The sequence below is a fragment of the Nocardia takedensis NBRC 100417 genome, from assembly GCF_000308695.1.
Taxonomy (GTDB): domain Bacteria; phylum Actinomycetota; class Actinomycetes; order Mycobacteriales; family Mycobacteriaceae; genus Nocardia; species Nocardia takedensis.
Window position 1 is genome coordinate 20,256 of the sequence record NZ_BAGG01000036.1, and the last position, 15,899, is coordinate 36,154.

18 protein-coding genes and 1 tRNA gene are annotated in these 15,899 nt (G+C 67.2%); 3 read left to right on the forward strand and 16 right to left on the reverse strand.

The genetic code is table 11. The annotated features are described in order from the left end of the window. Positions 1–22: 22 nt before the first annotated feature. The 6 genes from ON30_RS08690 to ON30_RS08720 all read right to left on the reverse strand — a co-directional run bounded on the left by ON30_RS08690 (position 23) and on the right by ON30_RS08720 (position 4,460). The gene (locus tag ON30_RS08690; protein ID WP_040705679.1) at positions 23–514 is read right to left on the reverse strand and encodes a preprotein translocase subunit YajC; all 492 of its coding nucleotides are present in this window, start codon (positions 512–514) and stop codon (positions 23–25) included. 166 nt (positions 515–680) lie between these two features. Continuing rightward, complete coding sequence (locus ON30_RS08695; protein WP_040705680.1) at positions 681–1,517, reverse strand: helix-turn-helix domain-containing protein; 837 nt, start codon at positions 1,515–1,517, stop codon at positions 681–683. After that, positions 1,514–2,041 (reverse strand): DUF6879 family protein, encoded by a 528-nt coding sequence (locus tag ON30_RS08700; protein WP_040705681.1) that lies wholly within the window; start codon positions 2,039–2,041, stop codon positions 1,514–1,516. The genes ON30_RS08695 and ON30_RS08700 overlap by 4 nt, the downstream gene beginning before the upstream one ends. A 1,283-nt stretch (positions 2,042–3,324) precedes the next feature. Next, positions 3,325–3,723 carry a hypothetical protein gene (locus ON30_RS08710; protein WP_040705682.1) on the reverse strand — a complete coding sequence of 133 codons (399 nt, stop codon included), beginning with the start codon at positions 3,721–3,723 and terminating at the stop codon, positions 3,325–3,327. Continuing rightward, entirely contained in the window at positions 3,723–4,127 is a 405-nt protein-coding gene (locus ON30_RS08715) for a hypothetical protein (RefSeq protein ID WP_040705683.1), read from the reverse strand. The genes ON30_RS08710 and ON30_RS08715 overlap by 1 nt, the downstream gene beginning before the upstream one ends. A 63-nt stretch (positions 4,128–4,190) precedes the next feature. After that, positions 4,191–4,460: a helix-turn-helix domain-containing protein gene (locus ON30_RS08720; protein WP_063719848.1), complete on the reverse strand. Its 270-nt coding sequence runs from the start codon at positions 4,458–4,460 to the stop codon at positions 4,191–4,193. Between the two features lie 139 nt (positions 4,461–4,599). On the opposite strand from ON30_RS08720, the gene ON30_RS08725 reads away from it, so the two are divergent. Further along, complete coding sequence (locus ON30_RS08725; RefSeq protein ID WP_040705684.1) at positions 4,600–4,905, forward strand: hypothetical protein; 306 nt, start codon at positions 4,600–4,602, stop codon at positions 4,903–4,905. 332 nt (positions 4,906–5,237) lie between these two features. Here ON30_RS08725 and ON30_RS38945 read toward each other — a convergent pair whose 3' ends face one another. The 6 genes from ON30_RS38945 to ON30_RS08750 form a co-directional block, all read right to left on the reverse strand. Further along, entirely contained in the window at positions 5,238–5,399 is a 162-nt protein-coding gene (locus ON30_RS38945; RefSeq protein WP_157183666.1) for a hypothetical protein, read from the reverse strand. Positions 5,400–5,782: 383 nt separating this feature from the next. After that, a complete protein-coding gene (locus tag ON30_RS08730) occupies positions 5,783–6,829 on the reverse strand; it encodes a hypothetical protein (protein ID WP_157183667.1) in 1,047 nt (348 codons plus the stop codon). Positions 6,830–7,092: 263 nt separating this feature from the next. Beyond that, the gene (locus ON30_RS08735) at positions 7,093–7,416 is read right to left on the reverse strand and encodes a hypothetical protein (RefSeq protein ID WP_040705686.1); all 324 of its coding nucleotides are present in this window, start codon (positions 7,414–7,416) and stop codon (positions 7,093–7,095) included. A 37-nt stretch (positions 7,417–7,453) separates the two neighbouring features. Beyond that, positions 7,454–8,125 (reverse strand): AAA family ATPase, encoded by a 672-nt coding sequence (locus tag ON30_RS08740; RefSeq protein ID WP_157183668.1) that lies wholly within the window; start codon positions 8,123–8,125, stop codon positions 7,454–7,456. Between the two features lie 11 nt (positions 8,126–8,136). Beyond that, complete coding sequence (locus ON30_RS36005; RefSeq protein ID WP_051029097.1) at positions 8,137–9,084, reverse strand: bifunctional DNA primase/polymerase; 948 nt, start codon at positions 9,082–9,084, stop codon at positions 8,137–8,139. Between the two features lie 146 nt (positions 9,085–9,230). Next, a complete protein-coding gene (locus ON30_RS08750) occupies positions 9,231–9,449 on the reverse strand; it encodes a helix-turn-helix transcriptional regulator (protein WP_051029098.1) in 219 nt (72 codons plus the stop codon). Between the two features lie 232 nt (positions 9,450–9,681). Between ON30_RS08750 and ON30_RS08755 the strand changes: the two genes are divergently transcribed. Further along, positions 9,682–10,929, forward strand: coding sequence for a tyrosine-type recombinase/integrase (locus tag ON30_RS08755; protein ID WP_083911249.1), 1,248 nt, complete (start codon positions 9,682–9,684; stop codon positions 10,927–10,929). Between the two features lie 120 nt (positions 10,930–11,049). Here the strand turns inward: ON30_RS08755 and ON30_RS08760 are convergent. The 4 genes from ON30_RS08760 to ON30_RS08775 form a co-directional block, all read right to left on the reverse strand. After that, a tRNA-Val gene (locus ON30_RS08760) sits at positions 11,050–11,121 on the reverse strand. Positions 11,122–11,154: 33 nt separating this feature from the next. Beyond that, a complete protein-coding gene (locus tag ON30_RS08765) occupies positions 11,155–11,619 on the reverse strand; it encodes a peroxiredoxin (RefSeq protein WP_040705748.1) in 465 nt (154 codons plus the stop codon). Between the two features lie 73 nt (positions 11,620–11,692). Further along, entirely contained in the window at positions 11,693–12,115 is a 423-nt protein-coding gene (locus ON30_RS08770; protein WP_040705689.1) for a DUF3052 domain-containing protein, read from the reverse strand. Positions 12,116–12,233: 118 nt separating this feature from the next. After that, complete coding sequence (locus tag ON30_RS08775; protein ID WP_040705690.1) at positions 12,234–12,791, reverse strand: Rv2240c family protein; 558 nt, start codon at positions 12,789–12,791, stop codon at positions 12,234–12,236. Between the two features lie 304 nt (positions 12,792–13,095). Between ON30_RS08775 and aceE the strand changes: the two genes are divergently transcribed. Further along, positions 13,096–15,897, forward strand: a complete 2,802-nt coding sequence (gene aceE, locus ON30_RS08780) for a pyruvate dehydrogenase (acetyl-transferring), homodimeric type (RefSeq protein ID WP_444543691.1) — start codon at positions 13,096–13,098, stop codon at positions 15,895–15,897. Positions 15,898–15,899 lie beyond the last annotated feature (2 nt).

Sequence of the window (15,899 nt, forward strand, 5' to 3'; positions counted from 1 at the left end):
TCCAACTGTTCGCCCAGGAGGATCAAGGATTCGAGCCTCGAGTTGTGTTCGTAGGCAGCGACTTCATGGAGCCCGCGATCTCCTCCAGCGCGACAACCCCTTCGGCCCGGCGGAACCAGGTCGAGGCGTTGGTGCCGAGAATCTCCGCCAGCACGATCATGTGGCTGACGTCCAGCGTGGACCGGCCCTCGAGCACGGATGTGAGCGAGTCCGCCTGCATCCCGGCTTCGGCGGCGATCTCCGCTATCGAGCGCCGGTCGGCGGTGAAATCCACTCGCATGTGATCGATCAACGCTGCGTTGAATTCTCCGAAAGTGGCGTCGACGAGTTCGAGTTCGTCGTGACTGCACCTGAGGTCGAACGAGTCGCTGTCGATATCGATGATGATCTGTTCGTCCTTCAGTTCTGCCACCGTCCCGTACAGATTCGATGCCATGACACGCACCTGGTCGCCGGGACGAAACCGGGCCTGCGGGATTTCGGACTGCGGATGGAAAGGGTCCTTCATGAGCATTCCTCCCGTGCTGGTGATGTGCTCTCTGTCGGTGTGCAGATGTAGACGCCATGCACCTTCCGGCGCAAACCTGGTGTGACACTGTCCAAGAATGCGATTTCTCGATCGGTGCACCGCGGTGTCGGCGGGCTGCGCCGTGAGGAAGTGGACATGGTGAACGGTGCGCCTATTCGGAGCGCCGCTCCAATGCTGTCGCGATCAGCGATCGGGCGGCGTCGCTGTGAACGGCATGGCCGCACAGGCCCGCCCAGAGCCGCTCGTACAACCCCAGCTCGCTCGGTGCCGTGATGCTGAGTTCCGCGCTGGCGGTCTCGATGAGGACTTGCCGACGGTCGAACAGGTGGAAGCTGCCGGAGAGGTAGACGAACGGCGCGCGCAGTGGCACCACGGCGAAGGACAGCCGGGGATTCCCGAATGCCGCGTCGAGCAGATGACGCAGCTGTCCAGCCATCACGTCGTCATCGCCGAGCATGGTGTGAAGCACAGCTTCGTGGAGCAGTACGGCCACCCGCGTACCGCCGTTCCGCAGGATGTTCTGTCGCGCCATGCGCGCCGCCACGGCGGTGTCCAGATCGTCGGGCGTGCCGAGGAACCCGATGCATTGCGTGAGCACCGCGCGGGCGTACTCCTCGGTCTGGAGTAGTCCGGGAACGATGGTCGGGTTGTAGATGCGGAGTGCTCGCGTCTCGGATTCGATCTCGCGGCCGCGCTGTTGGCGGCGGGTGTGGCCCGTCGCCGTGATCCGCCGCCACTCCGCCCATTGAGCACGGACATTGCGCAGTGCGGCAACGAGATCGGGCAACGCCTGGGGCGTCTCACAGATACGGCACCACACCGCCAAGTCGTTCTCGCTCGGCATCTGCTTACCGTTCTCGATCCGGGATGTCTTGGACCAGTGCCATTCGGCTGCGGTGCTGAGTTGTCGCCCATCCAACCCGGCATCTCTGCGAAGCTCGCGAAGCCGTACTCCAAGAGCTGTTTTCGCCCGTGCCGCTCCGTTCATCGGGCGGCGTACTCTCCGAACGGGATCGCCGCCGACCACACCCGGTCACGGACGGTGACCGCGTGCGCGACGATCACGGTTTCGTCGGTCAGCGCCGCGCCGACCCAGACCCCGCGCGCATCGAACAGCGAGAAGGCCACCGCGTGTTCATCGAACAGCCAGAAATCCTCGGTTGCCGCGTCGGACGGATCGGCATCGGACCGTGCGAGATAGCGGATGTCCTCACCGGCTGCGATGTTGTGGCGGCTCAGTGCGAGCAGATAGCGAGTGTAGAGGGTGTGGGGCTCGGTGACGATCCGCGCGCGGCGCACAGCCACTCCGCGCGCCACCGTGGCGGCCACGTGATTCGTCCAGCCCGAGAACCATTCGCCGCCGGGGTCGGTGTCCTCGTCGGCGCGGAACACGGCCAGTGATTCGGATTCCGACTCGCTGTCGTAATCATCGTGCGTTTCGAGATGGAATGCGGACCGGTGCGCGGTCGCGAACACCGGCCGCAGCTCACTCGCGCCGTGAAGCAGGCGCATCCGGGCGCACCTCCTGACCGATCGGCACCAACACGGCTGTCTCGTGAGCCGGGATTCGCATGGTGTTCAGGGCTTCCGGGTCGATGAGGGGCTCACCCGACAGCATGAACGACCCGTGCCCGGTATCGCGCAGCCCCCGACACACAGGTGCCCGGCTCGGTGAACCACAGCAACCTGTGCGGAATCTCCACGGTGCCGAGGTCGTCGGTGAGCCGGCCTTGTACCGCATAGCGCGGAGGTTCGGTATCGGTGATGTAGAGCCGGGGCGACCCGTCGCCACCGGATTCTCCGCCGATGAATCGAACTCGCATGTCAGGTCCTTCCGATGGTGTGGCACGGAATGCGTGCCTTGTCGATCGTCACAGCCCGAGAGCCGGGTACGCAATCCCTTGCGCACTTCGGCGCACTTCTGTGGAAGGCGCGAATGCCACACGCCTAGCGTGCTTTTCAGCCCCCACGCCGAGCGGTGCGACACCTCGGCGTGGGGACCATGCCAACGACAGCGGAGGGGCGAGGAACGGTGGACGCGCTCGGATGGATCGTCGTCCTCTGTCTGCCGATCGGTGTGCTGGTGTGGGCGGTGTACTGGCCGAAACGATGATCGTCGGAGCCATGCACGGGGCGAAGTGCCAGTACTGCGCCCCGTGCGCGGTGTGCTACGGAATGCGATACAAGTAGGGCGCGCAGGTTGACGGTCGTCGGACTGAACGTCAGGTACAGGGAACGCGGGAACCTGCCATCGGTGCCGCTACGTCGACGGCCCTACGCTCCCTCGGGATCATCCAGCAGACAGAAGCGCCGATGCCGAGACACGTCGATCGACAAACATCCGGCCATAGCCGAGCCGACCCGGCCACAGTGGTTCACCGACGAATTCCAGCGGCAGGCGAAGGGTGGTAGGCCTCCCGGTGGTCCGGTAGCACGCTATGCGGCACACCGCCGTGACAATCCCGTCGGAGTCCGGCGCTCCAGGCCGCGGCGTCCGGCCACCATCCGGCAACTCCCCCGGGAGGCCGGAGACGTGCAAAGGCGACACCCTGCCGAGTGTACGAACACAGCCTCGATCCGGATTTGCCAAAGAGTGGGCGCAGAGGGGATCGAACCCCCGACCGCTGGTGTGTAAATTGCCAGTTCTGCGCAAATTGGATTTCATGGCCGCTAATCGGCTATCGCCGGATTTCATCGACTACCAGCGGTTTCTATCACGTCGGTGTACCTGACTTCATGCGCCTTCAAGTGGTTTCAGTCCGTTTCTGCGGACTGGTTGCGGACCAGCCGGGCGGCTACGCGGGCACCGCGCCTACCCGTTCCCAGTGCGTCAGCGCCGACCAGCGCCACGCCACCGGCGCGACCCCGGCGGGTGAGAGCAACCCGCGCTCGGCGAGCCAGCCGATATAGGCGTCGTGGTGGCGCTGGCTGGCTACCTGTTCGCGCCAATGCGCCGCCGGAACCGGCAACGTCGCCAGTGGTGCGCGCGGATCGTAGGGGTTCGGCTGATCTTCCCCGCCGTACGCCGCGTCTCTCTCGTCGTCGGTGCGCGGGGTCCTCGGCACTTCGGCGAGCCACCGGGGGTAGGCGCTCGGGCGTAGGCGGGCCGGGACGTCGGCGAAGGTCAGTACGCCGGGACGTCGTGCGGGGTGCCCGGTGTCGGCGGGGCCGGTGACCGGTGCGAGCCGCGCCATTACCGTGCCACCCGCCCCCGGCCGCGACGGACGGCCCGCGCGGCGTCGCGCTGCTGGTCCTGTTCGCCGGTGCCGCCGTAGACACCGCGCGGCCCGTGCTGTCCGCCGGGTAGTGCGCCACCGGTGACGGCCTCACGTATCCGGCGGTCGATCAACACCGTGAGCCGTGAGAGCGCGAGCCGCTGTTGCCGGACTTCCACGCTCGCGGGATTCACCTTCACCGTGCCCGCTGCCGTGGTCAGCATCGCGCCGTTGGTGTCGAGGTCGGCCTGTAGTTCGCCGATGAGGTCGACGGTCGCGGCGGCTTGCGCGATCAGTACCGCGTCGTCGTGCTCGAGGATCACACCCGCTTCGGCGGCCTTGTCGGCGTAGAACTGCGCGAGTTCCGTCCCGGTGCTCCCCATGTCTGCCCGCCTCCCACTGGTGTACCCCGGTGGGGTATCGGTGGTTTCAGCGTAGGGCCGCTGTCAAAGGTGTCGGGGGTCTCTCGGGCGTACCTTCACCGTGACGTCCACCTCGAGGTCCGGTGACAGCAGAACGTGGACGTCGACACCCATCACTTCGGCCAGACGCTCGACGGCTTGCAGGGTGATGTTCTGCTGACCTCTTTCGAGTCGCCCGGCGTATGTCCGGTGCACACCGATCACGTCGGCGAATGCCTCCTGGCTGTACCCGCGCGCCGTTCGGATGGCGCGCACGTTCGCGCCGACAGTGCGTTGGAGGTCTCCTATCGCCATCGCGCCAGAGTGCAGCGGTACAGACCGATAGGTCCACAGAGCAACCGATCTCCACATGAATAGATACCCAAACCGTGCGTTCTCGTAATCCTCGAGTGAGACTGATAGCTGTTCATCACAGACGTGAGGGGATGCACGCATGACACGAGAACAGCACGCGCTCGGATGGGTCGACCCGTGCTCACCGACGACCGAATGGGACACCGCGCAGGTGCGCCGGTTGGCGCGGCGGTTGGGGTACGGCGTGCGCTGGGCCGATCCCGCCTCACCGCTCGACCTGGTCGAACAGGTCGAGGCGGCCGGGGTTGAGGTGGTGTTGATGTCCTCGAGCGCGCACGTGACCGCGTGGGACCTGGTGCGATTGCTGGTGTCGGCCGACGTCGAATGCGCCGCACCCCGCGAGAGCTTCCCCCGCCACGCCGACGTCCAGCGGGTTCGCCGGTGAGCGCGCCGACGCTCGGTCTCCTCTGCGCGATCGGCCTACCGCTCGGGGTGATCGCCTTCGTGATCTGGTGGCCGTCCGACTACAAATAGGCCAAATGGCAACGGCGCGTGCATATCTCGTGCGCCACTTGCGCCGGGCGGGACGGTCGACGGCCCCGGAGCACCGGCCGAGCGCGAAGCCGCGGGGCACATAATCGCAGGTCAGAGGCGTTTTTGGCCGATATCCGGCCCGGTGAGGGGTACGTTTCGCGCCGGGGTCGCGCCGGAGAGCAGTACGCGGCTGGGGTCCGGCCGCAGGCCGGGAGGGGGCTCCCACCCCCTCCCCACCTGCGCCTACTCGGTCAGCGTCGCCGCGATGGCCGCGTGCGCTCGCGAGACTTCCAGCAACGCGAGCGCGTGCGGAAGCGGCGTGAGATGTGGCTGCGCGGCAGCCAGTTCGGTTTCGGCCTTGTCGACGGCCGCCTGTGCCGCCTCGATGTGCTCGGAACGGTTCATGTCCTGCCTTCTCTCTGCCCGTAGTGGGCTCTGTGTGCCACGCTGAGCGACGAACCGCGCTCAGCGCAAATACCGGCCGAACCCGCGTCCGGCCGTGTCGCTCTCGGCCTCACGTCGTGCCGCGTCGCTCGGTCCGATCGGCGCGTCTCCCGAAAGGTGCTTGCCGAATCCGTTCGGATTGGACCCCTCCCCGTTGAGGGACCCCTCATGTGTGAGCCGTCGTGTGGTGGGTGGCTCGACGCGCTGTCTCGCGGCACGGCGTAGGGCCGTCTCGGCGTCCCGCTGTTCGCGGTCCCGCGCGCGCCGCTGCGCCGCTTCCTCGGAGCGACCCCTAGCCCGGTACTCGGGAGTCAGATACCGGCCGAATCCTCGATCTGTGCCGCTCACCGCGCAAGCCCCGTTCCCAGGGTGAAACCGTCCTCGGTACGGGTGCCGACCCCTACCGGTGCCGGACGGCCCCCGCGCACCCACAGACGCAACGCCGCGTCCGTACCGGGGACCCCTACCGGCAGGCCCGCGAACTGGTGCGTCCACGCGGCGCGCTCGGTGTCGGCCGCCGTGTCGGCGGTGGAGCCGTACCCGAGAGCATCGGGCCGCTTGACGTCGAACCCGCACACTGCCGCGCGAGCGACCCACCGGCGGACGCTCTGGATATCGGCCCACTGAGCGACCAGCACCCGCCAGGCCCGCCAGTCCTGCGCGACCCCCGGCGCGGTATCCAGCACCCGTTCCGCCGAGTCGGCGGGGTCGATCCCCGCCCCCGCCAACACGTCCCACACCCGCCCCACTTCGGCCAGCACCCCGCCGGGGTGCTCGCGAATGATCCCGTCGAGTTCGTCCAGGCAGGCCCGAACCCTCTCGGTACGCCGGGCCGCGTGCTGCTCGGTGAGACGCGCGTGAACGGCGCGCATCTGGTCACCGAGGACATGCATGTTGGCTCGCTCCCGCGTCCAGGTGAGCCACGGGCCGACGATATCGGGCACGGCCCGCTTACCCGCCGACGCCGTCCACGCGGGTTCCAGAAGTTCGTCCAGCCGCGCGAGACTCGCACCTTCCGCCAGACGTGCGGACTCGGCCGCGTGTTCCTGTTCGATCCGGTGCCGCAAGGCCCGCGCTTGCCGGTCGATCTCGTCGAGGCGGACCACCTGCGCGACCGCGTCACCCAGCGGCCCGCGTAGCGCGGTGTCGACCCCCTTGCCGCCGGAGGCATCCGACGCGGCCCGCCACGTCTCGGTCTGCACTGCCGCTCGCGCGGCGGCCCGCTGGTCTTCCTCGGCCTGCCGTAGGCCCAAGGTGCCGAGCACCCCGGCGAACTGGCGCGCGTCCATCTCGGCCGTGACCGGGGTGTCGTCGGGCACGTACTCCGTGCTGGGGTGCTCCCCGGCGGTCGGTGGTGTCTCGGGGTTCCACGGTGCTGTCTGGGTGCTCATGATCTTGGTTTCCTCTCTCGTACTGCTGTGCTGTGCCGGGTGTGCCCAGTCCCTCCCCTATGGGGAGGGAGGGACTGTGCGGGGGCGCACGGCAAACCCACCTGTGCGGACCTGTGCGCCGCACAGGTTTTAGGCGTCTGAACTGGCGCTCTAATTCCGCACAGGTCACCTGTGCGGACCTGTGCGCGCCTATGCGGAAAACTGTGCGGCAACCTGTGCGGAGCACCCCCGTTCCGCACAGGTTTTTGCACAGGTCCCGAGCCCTACTCATCACGGTTTCGCCGGAACACGATGGCCTTGCGGATCACGTCATCTCCGGCCCGGTGTCCGTTGGTCCGTAGCCGTTCGGCCACCTTGGGCAGACCGGTCCCGACCGCGACGTTCCAGGCGTCGAGCTGGGCCACCACGGCGGCCACCTTGTCCGACAGATCGTCGGCCTCCACGGGCACGGTGAGCTTGCCGCCGACGCGGATATGACCGAGCGGGCCGTCCACTCGGCGTAGCCGGAATTCCTCATCGAGGGCACCGAACCGGTCTTTCAGGTTGGTGAACTTCAACCTGTTCGACTTCGGCGGGCTCTCTTCCATGAGCCATTCGGCGTCGAGCTTGGACCGCTTCGCCGAACTACCGCGAGCACGCGCACCCGCATGTCCGGTGTGGTCGGCGAATATCGCCGTGACCCCCCCGTGCCTTGAGCGGCAACGTGATCCGGTTGTCGAACGCGATCCACGTGGTACTCAAGTCCTCGTCGCCGTCGATGAAGCTCGAGAGGGTATCGAGGATCACCACGTCCGGGCCGAAGGCGTCGAACAGTCGCCAGAACTCGGCCGCGCCTTCATCGGTGGTCAGCGGTGCCCACTCCGGGAACGACACGACACCCAGGTTCGGCAATTCCAGCGGCGCGGCGAACCGGTGCAGGTAGTCACGCCACCACTCCGGCCCGACCTCCCCGTCGATGTAGAGCACCCGCAACGGGCGCGCGAGCACACGCGGGTGCCCGTCCTCGATATCGAGCGCCGAACGGCCCGCCGACCAGTTCAGCGCCAGGTGTGCGAGATAGATCGTTTTGCCCGTGTCAGACCCGGCGACCAACTTGGTCACGTGCCCCTCAACGAACACCTTGTGTTCCAGATACACCCGGACCGGTGGCGGTTCGGTCCGCAGCCTGCCCAAGTTCAACAGTTGCGACAGCGGGTCGTAATCGACTGTCGCCGTTATAGTTTCGTACTCGGCGGCCCCAGCGCGCACGCGATCATTCCACCGCGCGAACGGCGAACCGGGGCCGATCTCGGGCATATCGAATTCCGTCACGACAGACCGCCGATCTTCATTACCGCGCCGATGAGAGCGCGGGCGGTCTCGGTCTCGGCCGCATCCGCAGAACGGCACGGCTCGCCGCACATGGCCCGCCGGTGCTGCTCGGTGTAGAACGCTGCGATCAGATGCCCGATCGCCACCAGCGCGCCGGAATGGCCTTCGACGCCGGTCGCGACCACGCGGTAGCTCACCGAGACCAGTGTTTCGTGTGCCCCGGTCCGCATCCGATCGGCGAGCGTGGGGAATCCGAGCGCACGGGACATCTCGGCGTCCATCGGGCCTTGCGGCAAGGCGTCGAGGAACCGTTCGACGGTCGACCACCCGGCCGGGCCGTCGAGAATCGCGCGCAGATCACCGGGGAGTTCGCCCGTCCGGGACGATTGGGGACGGGTCGAGGCCAATTCGTCCACCCATGCGGGCGGCAACGGGGATGCTTCGGCGGTCTCGTCCTCCCCGCCGCGCCACAGATACGGTCGGCCGCTGCTGTGGACGCTCGGCGGCATCACGACGTAGCCCTTGCCCGCGCATCGGAGGTCGATCCCCCTGCCCGGCGCGCGAAACGCGAGGTCCGGCACGGTGAACCACAAGTGACGACCGCCCCCGCCGGTCTCGACGGTCGGCGTCTCAGGCAGCGGGCCTAGACGGTCTTCCAGAGCTTCCAGCGCGCCGGGCACCTTGTGGTCGTCGGCGTCGATGACGAGATGCCCGGCGGGCACGCCCCCGCCGACGTTGGCGTTCGGCCACCGGCCCCACCACCGCCGGATGACGTCCGGGTCGGTGGTCGCGGCTTTGAACCCGTTCGAGGTCAACGGGGCCTTGCCGCGCTCGGCGAGCGGGAAGACGCGCAGCCCTTGCGCGGCATAGTCCAGGGCCGCACTGACCAGCGCGCCGGACTCCTGTCCGAGGTTCGTTGTACGCTGTACGTCGAAACTGGTCACGTCCCGGTCTCCTGTTTCCTGGCGCGACCCCCGACTACCGGCGGGGGTCGCGTTTCCTGTCGATGGCATGTGTTGGGTTCCAATCGGTTTGAGCGGCAACGGCATCCGGCCGTTGGCGGCTCCCCGGTTGTGAAGTGATCGGACCCCTACGCGCCGACGAGCGTTGCGGCCTTCTGCTGCGCGATCCACAGATCGAGGTCGGCGCGGTCGTACACCAAGCGGTTGCCGATCTTGTACGAGCGCGGGCCGGTGCCGTAGTGGCGGAAGTTGTAGAGCGTGCCCCGGCTGAAACCGAGATATTCGGCGGCCTCAGGCAGTGTGAGCCTGTCCGAGTGGATGCGACCGGCGGTGTGCTGGCTGGTCATGGTGCCTCCTGCGTGGCGTTCCTGGCTGGTATGAGAACGGACGGTAGCCGGATGAAATTGCCTGTGCCACTGTGTGATACGACGGAACGGCCGAATCTGCGCGACAGGGTTTACAGCAGGGTTGCGGGAACGGTGCGCCAGACGGCAGGGGGCGGCCGTTTTCGGAACTTTCGTGACATGCACCACTTGGAACCTATGACCGCTTAACTTTGCGGACTGATAATCTGGCCTCATGACATTTCGTGAGACCGTACCGACCAAGCGCATTACCGGTGCGCGCGTTGAGAATCGGTGGGAGCGCCGCGACGGCGAACCCACTGTGCGAGCGGGGAAGGGCTTGCAATGGATGGCCCGCTACATCGGTAGCGACGGGGAGGAACACAGCAAGTCGTTCCGGCTGAAAAAGGACGCGACGGCGTGGCTCAAGGAACAGGACGCGGCGGTCACCCGTGGTGAATGGGTCGACCCCGCCAAGTCCGCCGCGACCGTGGGGGAGGTGGCGAAAGCGTGGCTCGCGGGCAACGCCAGCAAGACCGCATCGACGGCCGACAGCTACAAGGCGGTGTGGACGCGGCACGTGGAACCCCGATGGGGAAAGGTCGCGCTCAAGGACGTCGTGCACGACGAAATCGTTGCGTGGGTCGGTGGGCTCACGGACGGCACTGCCGAGACGACAGACGGCCTGTCGGCGTCCTCGGTCCGACACTGCCACGCGGTCCTCCACCAGATTCTCGCGCTCGCGGTCCGATCCAAGCGGCTCCGCACGAATCCCGCGAAGGAGGTACCCCTCCCGGAGATGGCTCCAGCCGAAAAGGTGTTCCTGGACGCCGCGCAGATCGAACGGCTCGCCCGCGCGGCCGACTGGCGGGCTCACACGGCCGCGCAGCGCATGAAGGCGGGCAAGGCGGCACCCGACCTCAAGGGGGGTATCCCTGCCGCGCCGTCGAGCGCGCACGGGCTCGCGCTGCGTCTGCTCGGACAGTGCGGTCTTCGGTTCGGCGAGTTGGCCGGTTTGCGCGTGTCCAGGGTGGAATTCGACGCGGGCGAACTCGTCATCGACACCGCCGTGTCGGAGGTGGGCGGCAAGCTCGTCGTCGGGCGGCCGAAGAACAAGAAGACCCGCCGCGTGTTCATACCGTCCCGGCTGGAACAGCCGCTGAAAGAACTGTGCGCCGGGCGCGACACCGGCGAGTTCGTGTTCACCACGGCCACGGGTACGCCGCTCCGGCGGAACAACTTCGCCAAGCGGGTCCTTGCCCCGGCCGCCGAACTCGCCGGAGTGGACAGCGCGGTCACCCTGCATTCACTCCGGCACAGCTTCGCGTCGGTCCTGCGCACGAACGGGGAGGACCTGAAACAGATACAGGAGTGGATGGGGCACCACTCGATCAAGCTGACGGGCGACCTGTACGGCCACATCTACCCGGCCGCGCGCCGCCAATCGCGGTCGGCTCTCGACGCCGCTTTCGGTACGGACTAGCCCGGACTGAGGGCGCATGAAGTGGGGTGAAGTTCTGGCGCTGCGGACTGGTTGCGGACCAGCCGGGCGGTGGAATCCGATTGCCGGTCCTGAAAACGGCCTGAGCTGCATGTTTACTTGTGGGCGCAGAGGGGATCGAACCCCCGACCGCTGGTGTGTAAAACCAGTGCTCTACCGCTGAGCTATACGCCCGCGCCCCGTCGGCGGGTTTCCGACGGGTGCGGCTTATGAATCTAGCGCGGCGAGGGCTTTCTCCCAAGCTGCCTGGTCACGGGGCTCTCCGGGGCCGTTCATCTCGGCGAAGCGGATGATGCCTTCGCGGTCTACGACGAAGGTGCCGCGGTTGGGGAAGCCGGTTTTGTCGTTGAAGACGCCGTAGGCCTGGGCGACGGCGCCGTGCGGCCAGAAATCCGACAGCAGGGGGAAGGTGTAGCCCTGTTCGGCGGCCCAGATCTTGTGGGTGGGCGGCGGGCCGACGGAGATCGCGAGGATCTCGGCGTCGTCGTTCTGGAACTTCGGCAACTCGTCGCGCACCTTGCACAGCTCACCCTGGCAGATGCCGGTGAAGGCGAGCGGGTAGAAGACGATGAGCACGTTCTTCGTGCCGCGGAAGTCCGACAGGGAGACTTCCTGGTTGTTCTGGTCCTTGAGCGTGAAATCCGGCGCGAGAGTGCCCACTTCGATCGGCATACGCGAATCCTCCATCGTCGTCGGGTTCCACCGGGCGTGGACATCCGCGCCCGGTGGAACCATAGCGAAAAGATCAGCGCTGCTTCGAGGGTGCCTTCGGCTGTACGAGTCGGCTTCCGATCCACGCGCCGAGGGCGATCGCGGAGGTCTGGGTGAGACCGGCCGTTGGGGCGGCTTCGGCGATTTCGCTCGGGTCGACATGGCCAGGCTGACCGGTCTTGGGTGTGAGGACCCAGATGAAGCCGTCGTCGGCGAGCGGGCTGATGACTTCCATCAACTCGTCGGCCAGATCGCCGTCTCCCTCCCGCCACCACAGCAACACGGCGTCGACGACTTCATCGGAGTCCTCGTCCACCATTTCACCGCCGGCGGCGTCCTCGACGGCGGCCCGCAGGTCGTCGTCGGTGTCCTCGTCCCAGCCCAGTTCCTGGACGACCAAGCCGTGAGTAATGCCAAGCTTCTGAGCGTAATTCTGCGCGTCCGCCGCGGCGACCACGGTGGTGTCCTCCTCAACTCCCGACAGATAGGTAGTTGCAAGCGAACATGGTTATCGGCCCGAGCGCAAGCCGATCGGGCGAAATGCCACCAGATGTCGCGCGGCGACCTGTGCGATCTCAGCGGGTGGGACAGGCGTCGCGCACCGCGTTGCGCGCGTCGTTGACCCGTCTGCTGGCGTCGTTGAGCGCTCCGACGGGCGCGGTGTAGGACATCGCGCGGGTCTCGCCGGCCAGTTGCCGGGCCGCGGCGACGTACTCGCCGAACTTGGCGGCCAGATCGGGCGGCAGGGCGCCCGCGGCGGAGTTGACGCCGGCTTCGACCTTGGCGGCGGCGTCGTCGAGGGTGGTGGCCGCCGTCTCGCGCTTGGCGGCGTAGTCGGGGGCGTTGGAGTCGTGGGCGTCGACGAAATCGTTGTACGCCTTCACCCCGACACCGCTGGTGGTGGGGAATTGCGCGCAGTTGGCGGCGACGGCGGCGCTCTGTTCGGCGGCCTTGCGCGAGGAGGTGGCCGCGGCTGAGGATGCGGCGGCTTCGGTTTTGTACGAGGCTAGGTCGGTGGCATTCGGGGCGGCGGTTCCTTGGATCCGATCCGCGCAACCCGCGACGGTCAGTCCAGTGGCGATCGCAGCGGCCGCGCACACCATCCCGAGACCGCGTGGGTGCAGCACCTTCATCGTCCTCCCCGCTCGTGCGGAAAAACTACCGGGTAACCCATTGCGGAGGAAACCGTACTGGATTTCCTGCTGACATGATGACCGGGGACGCACTCTCGGCCAGGATGGAAGGTGCGCCCGAACTTTCGTAACGGGTGGTCCGCCAACCAGCGCTCCGCCCGGGGAAAAGAAGCCATCAGCTTGTCCACCCCTTGTACGAGGAGCAGCTTTGACCGACGTGATCCACTCGTCCGCTCCAGCGAAATCCGCTGGCACCGATTCCGTCCCCCCGGCGAACGGTTCGCCCGCGCAACCGGCAGGCCGGGTGAGGGTGATCCGTGAAGGGGTGGCGTCCTACCTGCCCGACATCGATCCCGAGGAGACCAGCGAATGGCTGGAGTCCTTCGACGAGATGCTCGACCGGGAAGGCCCTGGCCGCGCCCGCTACCTGATGTTGCGACTGCTCGAGCGCGCCGGTGAGCGCCGGGTCGCCATCCCGTCGCTGACCTCCACCGACTACGTCAACACGATCCCCACCGAGAACGAGCCGTGGTTCCCGGGCGACGAGGAGGTCGAGCGCCGCTTCCGCGCCTGGATCCGGTGGAACGCCGCGATCATGGTGCATCGCGCGCAGCGTCCCGGCATCGGTGTCGGAGGTCACATCTCCACCTACGCGTCCTCGGCGGCGCTCTACGAGGTTGGCTTCAATCACTTCTTCCGCGGCAAGGATCATTCCGGCGGCGGCGATTCGATCTTCATCCAGGGGCACGCCTCGCCCGGTATCTACGCGCGCGCCTTCCTGGAGGGCAGGCTCAGTACCGACCAGCTCGACGGATTCCGTCAGGAATACAGCCACGGCGGTCCCGGTCACGGCCTACCGTCGTATCCGCATCCGCGATTGCTGAACAATTTCTGGGAATTCCCGACGGTATCCATGGGCCTGGGTCCGATGAATGCCATCTATCAGGCCAGGTTCAACCATTACCTGCACGACCGCGGCATCACCGACACCTCCGATCAGCACGTGTGGGCCTTCCTCGGCGACGGTGAGATGGACGAGCCGGAGTCGCGTGGTCTGGCGCACGTGGCCGCGCTGGAGGGGCTGGACAACCTCACCTTCGTCGTCAACTGCAACTTGCAGCGGCTGGACGGGCCGGTGCGCGGCAACGGCAAGATCATCCAGGAGCTCGAGGCGTTCTTCCGCGGCGCGGGCTGGAACGTCATCAAGGTGATCTGGGGCCGGGAGTGGGACGCGCTGCTGGGCGCCGACCGCGACGGCGCGCTGGTGAACCTGATGAACACCACCCCCGACGGCGACTACCAGACCTACAAGGCCAACGACGGCGCCTACGTTCGCGACCACTTCTTCGGCCGCGACCCGCGCACCAAGGCGCTGGTGCAGGACCTCTCGGATCCGGAGATCTGGAACCTCAAGCGCGGCGGGCACGACTACCGCAAGGTCTACGCCGCCTACGCCGCGGCGATGGCCCACAAGGGGCAGCCGACGGTCATCCTGGCCAAGACCATCAAGGGCTACACCCTCGGCAAGCACTTCGAGGGCCGCAACGCCACGCACCAGATGAAGAAGCTGACGTTGCAGGATCTCAAGGACTTCCGCGACCTGCAGCGCATCCCGATCTCCGACGCCGAGTTGGAGAAGGACCCGTACCTGCCGCCGTACTACCACCCGGGAGCCGAGACCCAGGAGATCCAGTACATGCTGGACCGGCGTCGGGCGCTGGGCGGATTCCTGCCCGAGCGGCGCACCGCGGCAAAGCCTCTGCAACTTCCCGGCGACGAGGCGTACAAGTCGGTGCGCAAGGGGTCGGGCAAGCAGAACGTGGCCACCACGATGGCGTTGGTGCGGCTGATGAAGGAGCTGCTGCGCGACAAGGAGATCGGCAAGCGCATCGTGCCGATCATCCCGGACGAGGCCAGGACCTTCGGTATGGACTCGTGGTTCCCTTCGTTGAAGATCTACAACCGCAACGGCCAGTTGTACACATCGGTCGACGCGGAGTTGATGCTTGCCTACAAAGAGAGCACCGTCGGCCAGATCCTGCACGAGGGCATCAACGAGGCCGGTTCGACGGCCTCGTTCACCGCGGCGGGCACCGCCTACGCCACCCACGGCGAGCCGATGATTCCGCTCTACATCTTCTACTCGATGTTCGGCTTCCAGCGCACCGGCGACGGCCTGTGGGCCGCCGCCGATCAGCTCGCGCGCGGTTTCGTGCTCGGAGCAACCGCCGGGCGAACCACGCTGACCGGTGAGGGCCTGCAACACAACGACGGGCATTCGCTGCTGCTGGCCTCGACCAACCCGGCGGTGGTCACCTACGACCCGGCCTTCGCCTTCGAGATCGCCCACATCGTGCGCGACGGCCTGCGCCGGATGTACGGCGGGGGCGTCACGCCGCCGCACCAGGCCACGCTGCCCGGCACCGAACCGGTGCGCCGTCCGGAGGACGCCTTCGGCGGCGAGGACATCTTCTACTACATCACCCTGTACAACGAGCCCTACCAGCAGCCCGCCGAGCCCGCCGACCTGGACATCGACGGTCTGCTCAAGGGCATCTACTTGTACAAGCGCGGTGGCGAAGGGGAGGTGCGGGCCCAGATCCTGGTCTCCGGCGTGACGGTGCCCGACGGTCTGCGCGCCCAGGCGCTGCTGGCCGAGGACTGGGGCGTGCAGGCCGATGTGTGGTCGGTCACGTCCTGGGGCGAACTCCGCAAGGAGGCGCTGGCCAAGGAGATCGCGGCGCTGCGCGATCCCAGCGGCGACGTGGCCCAGCCCTATGTCACGGAGGCGCTGTCGCGGGTCGACGGCCCCTACATCGCGGCGACGGACTGGATGCGGGCGGTGCCGGACCAGGTGCGCAAGTGGGTGCCGGGCGATTTCGTCACCCTCGGCACCGACGGCTTCGGATTCTCCGACACCAGGACCGCGGCCCGGCGCGTGTTCAACGTCGACGCGCAGTCGATCGCGATCGCGGCGCTGGAAGGGCTGGTCCGCGCGGGTCGCGTCGAGCGCTCCACGCTGCGCGAAGCGGCCGACCGCTACCGCATCGACGATGTGGACGCCGCGCCGAAGTCGGCGGCGAGCACCGACGAAGAACTGGCATAGCG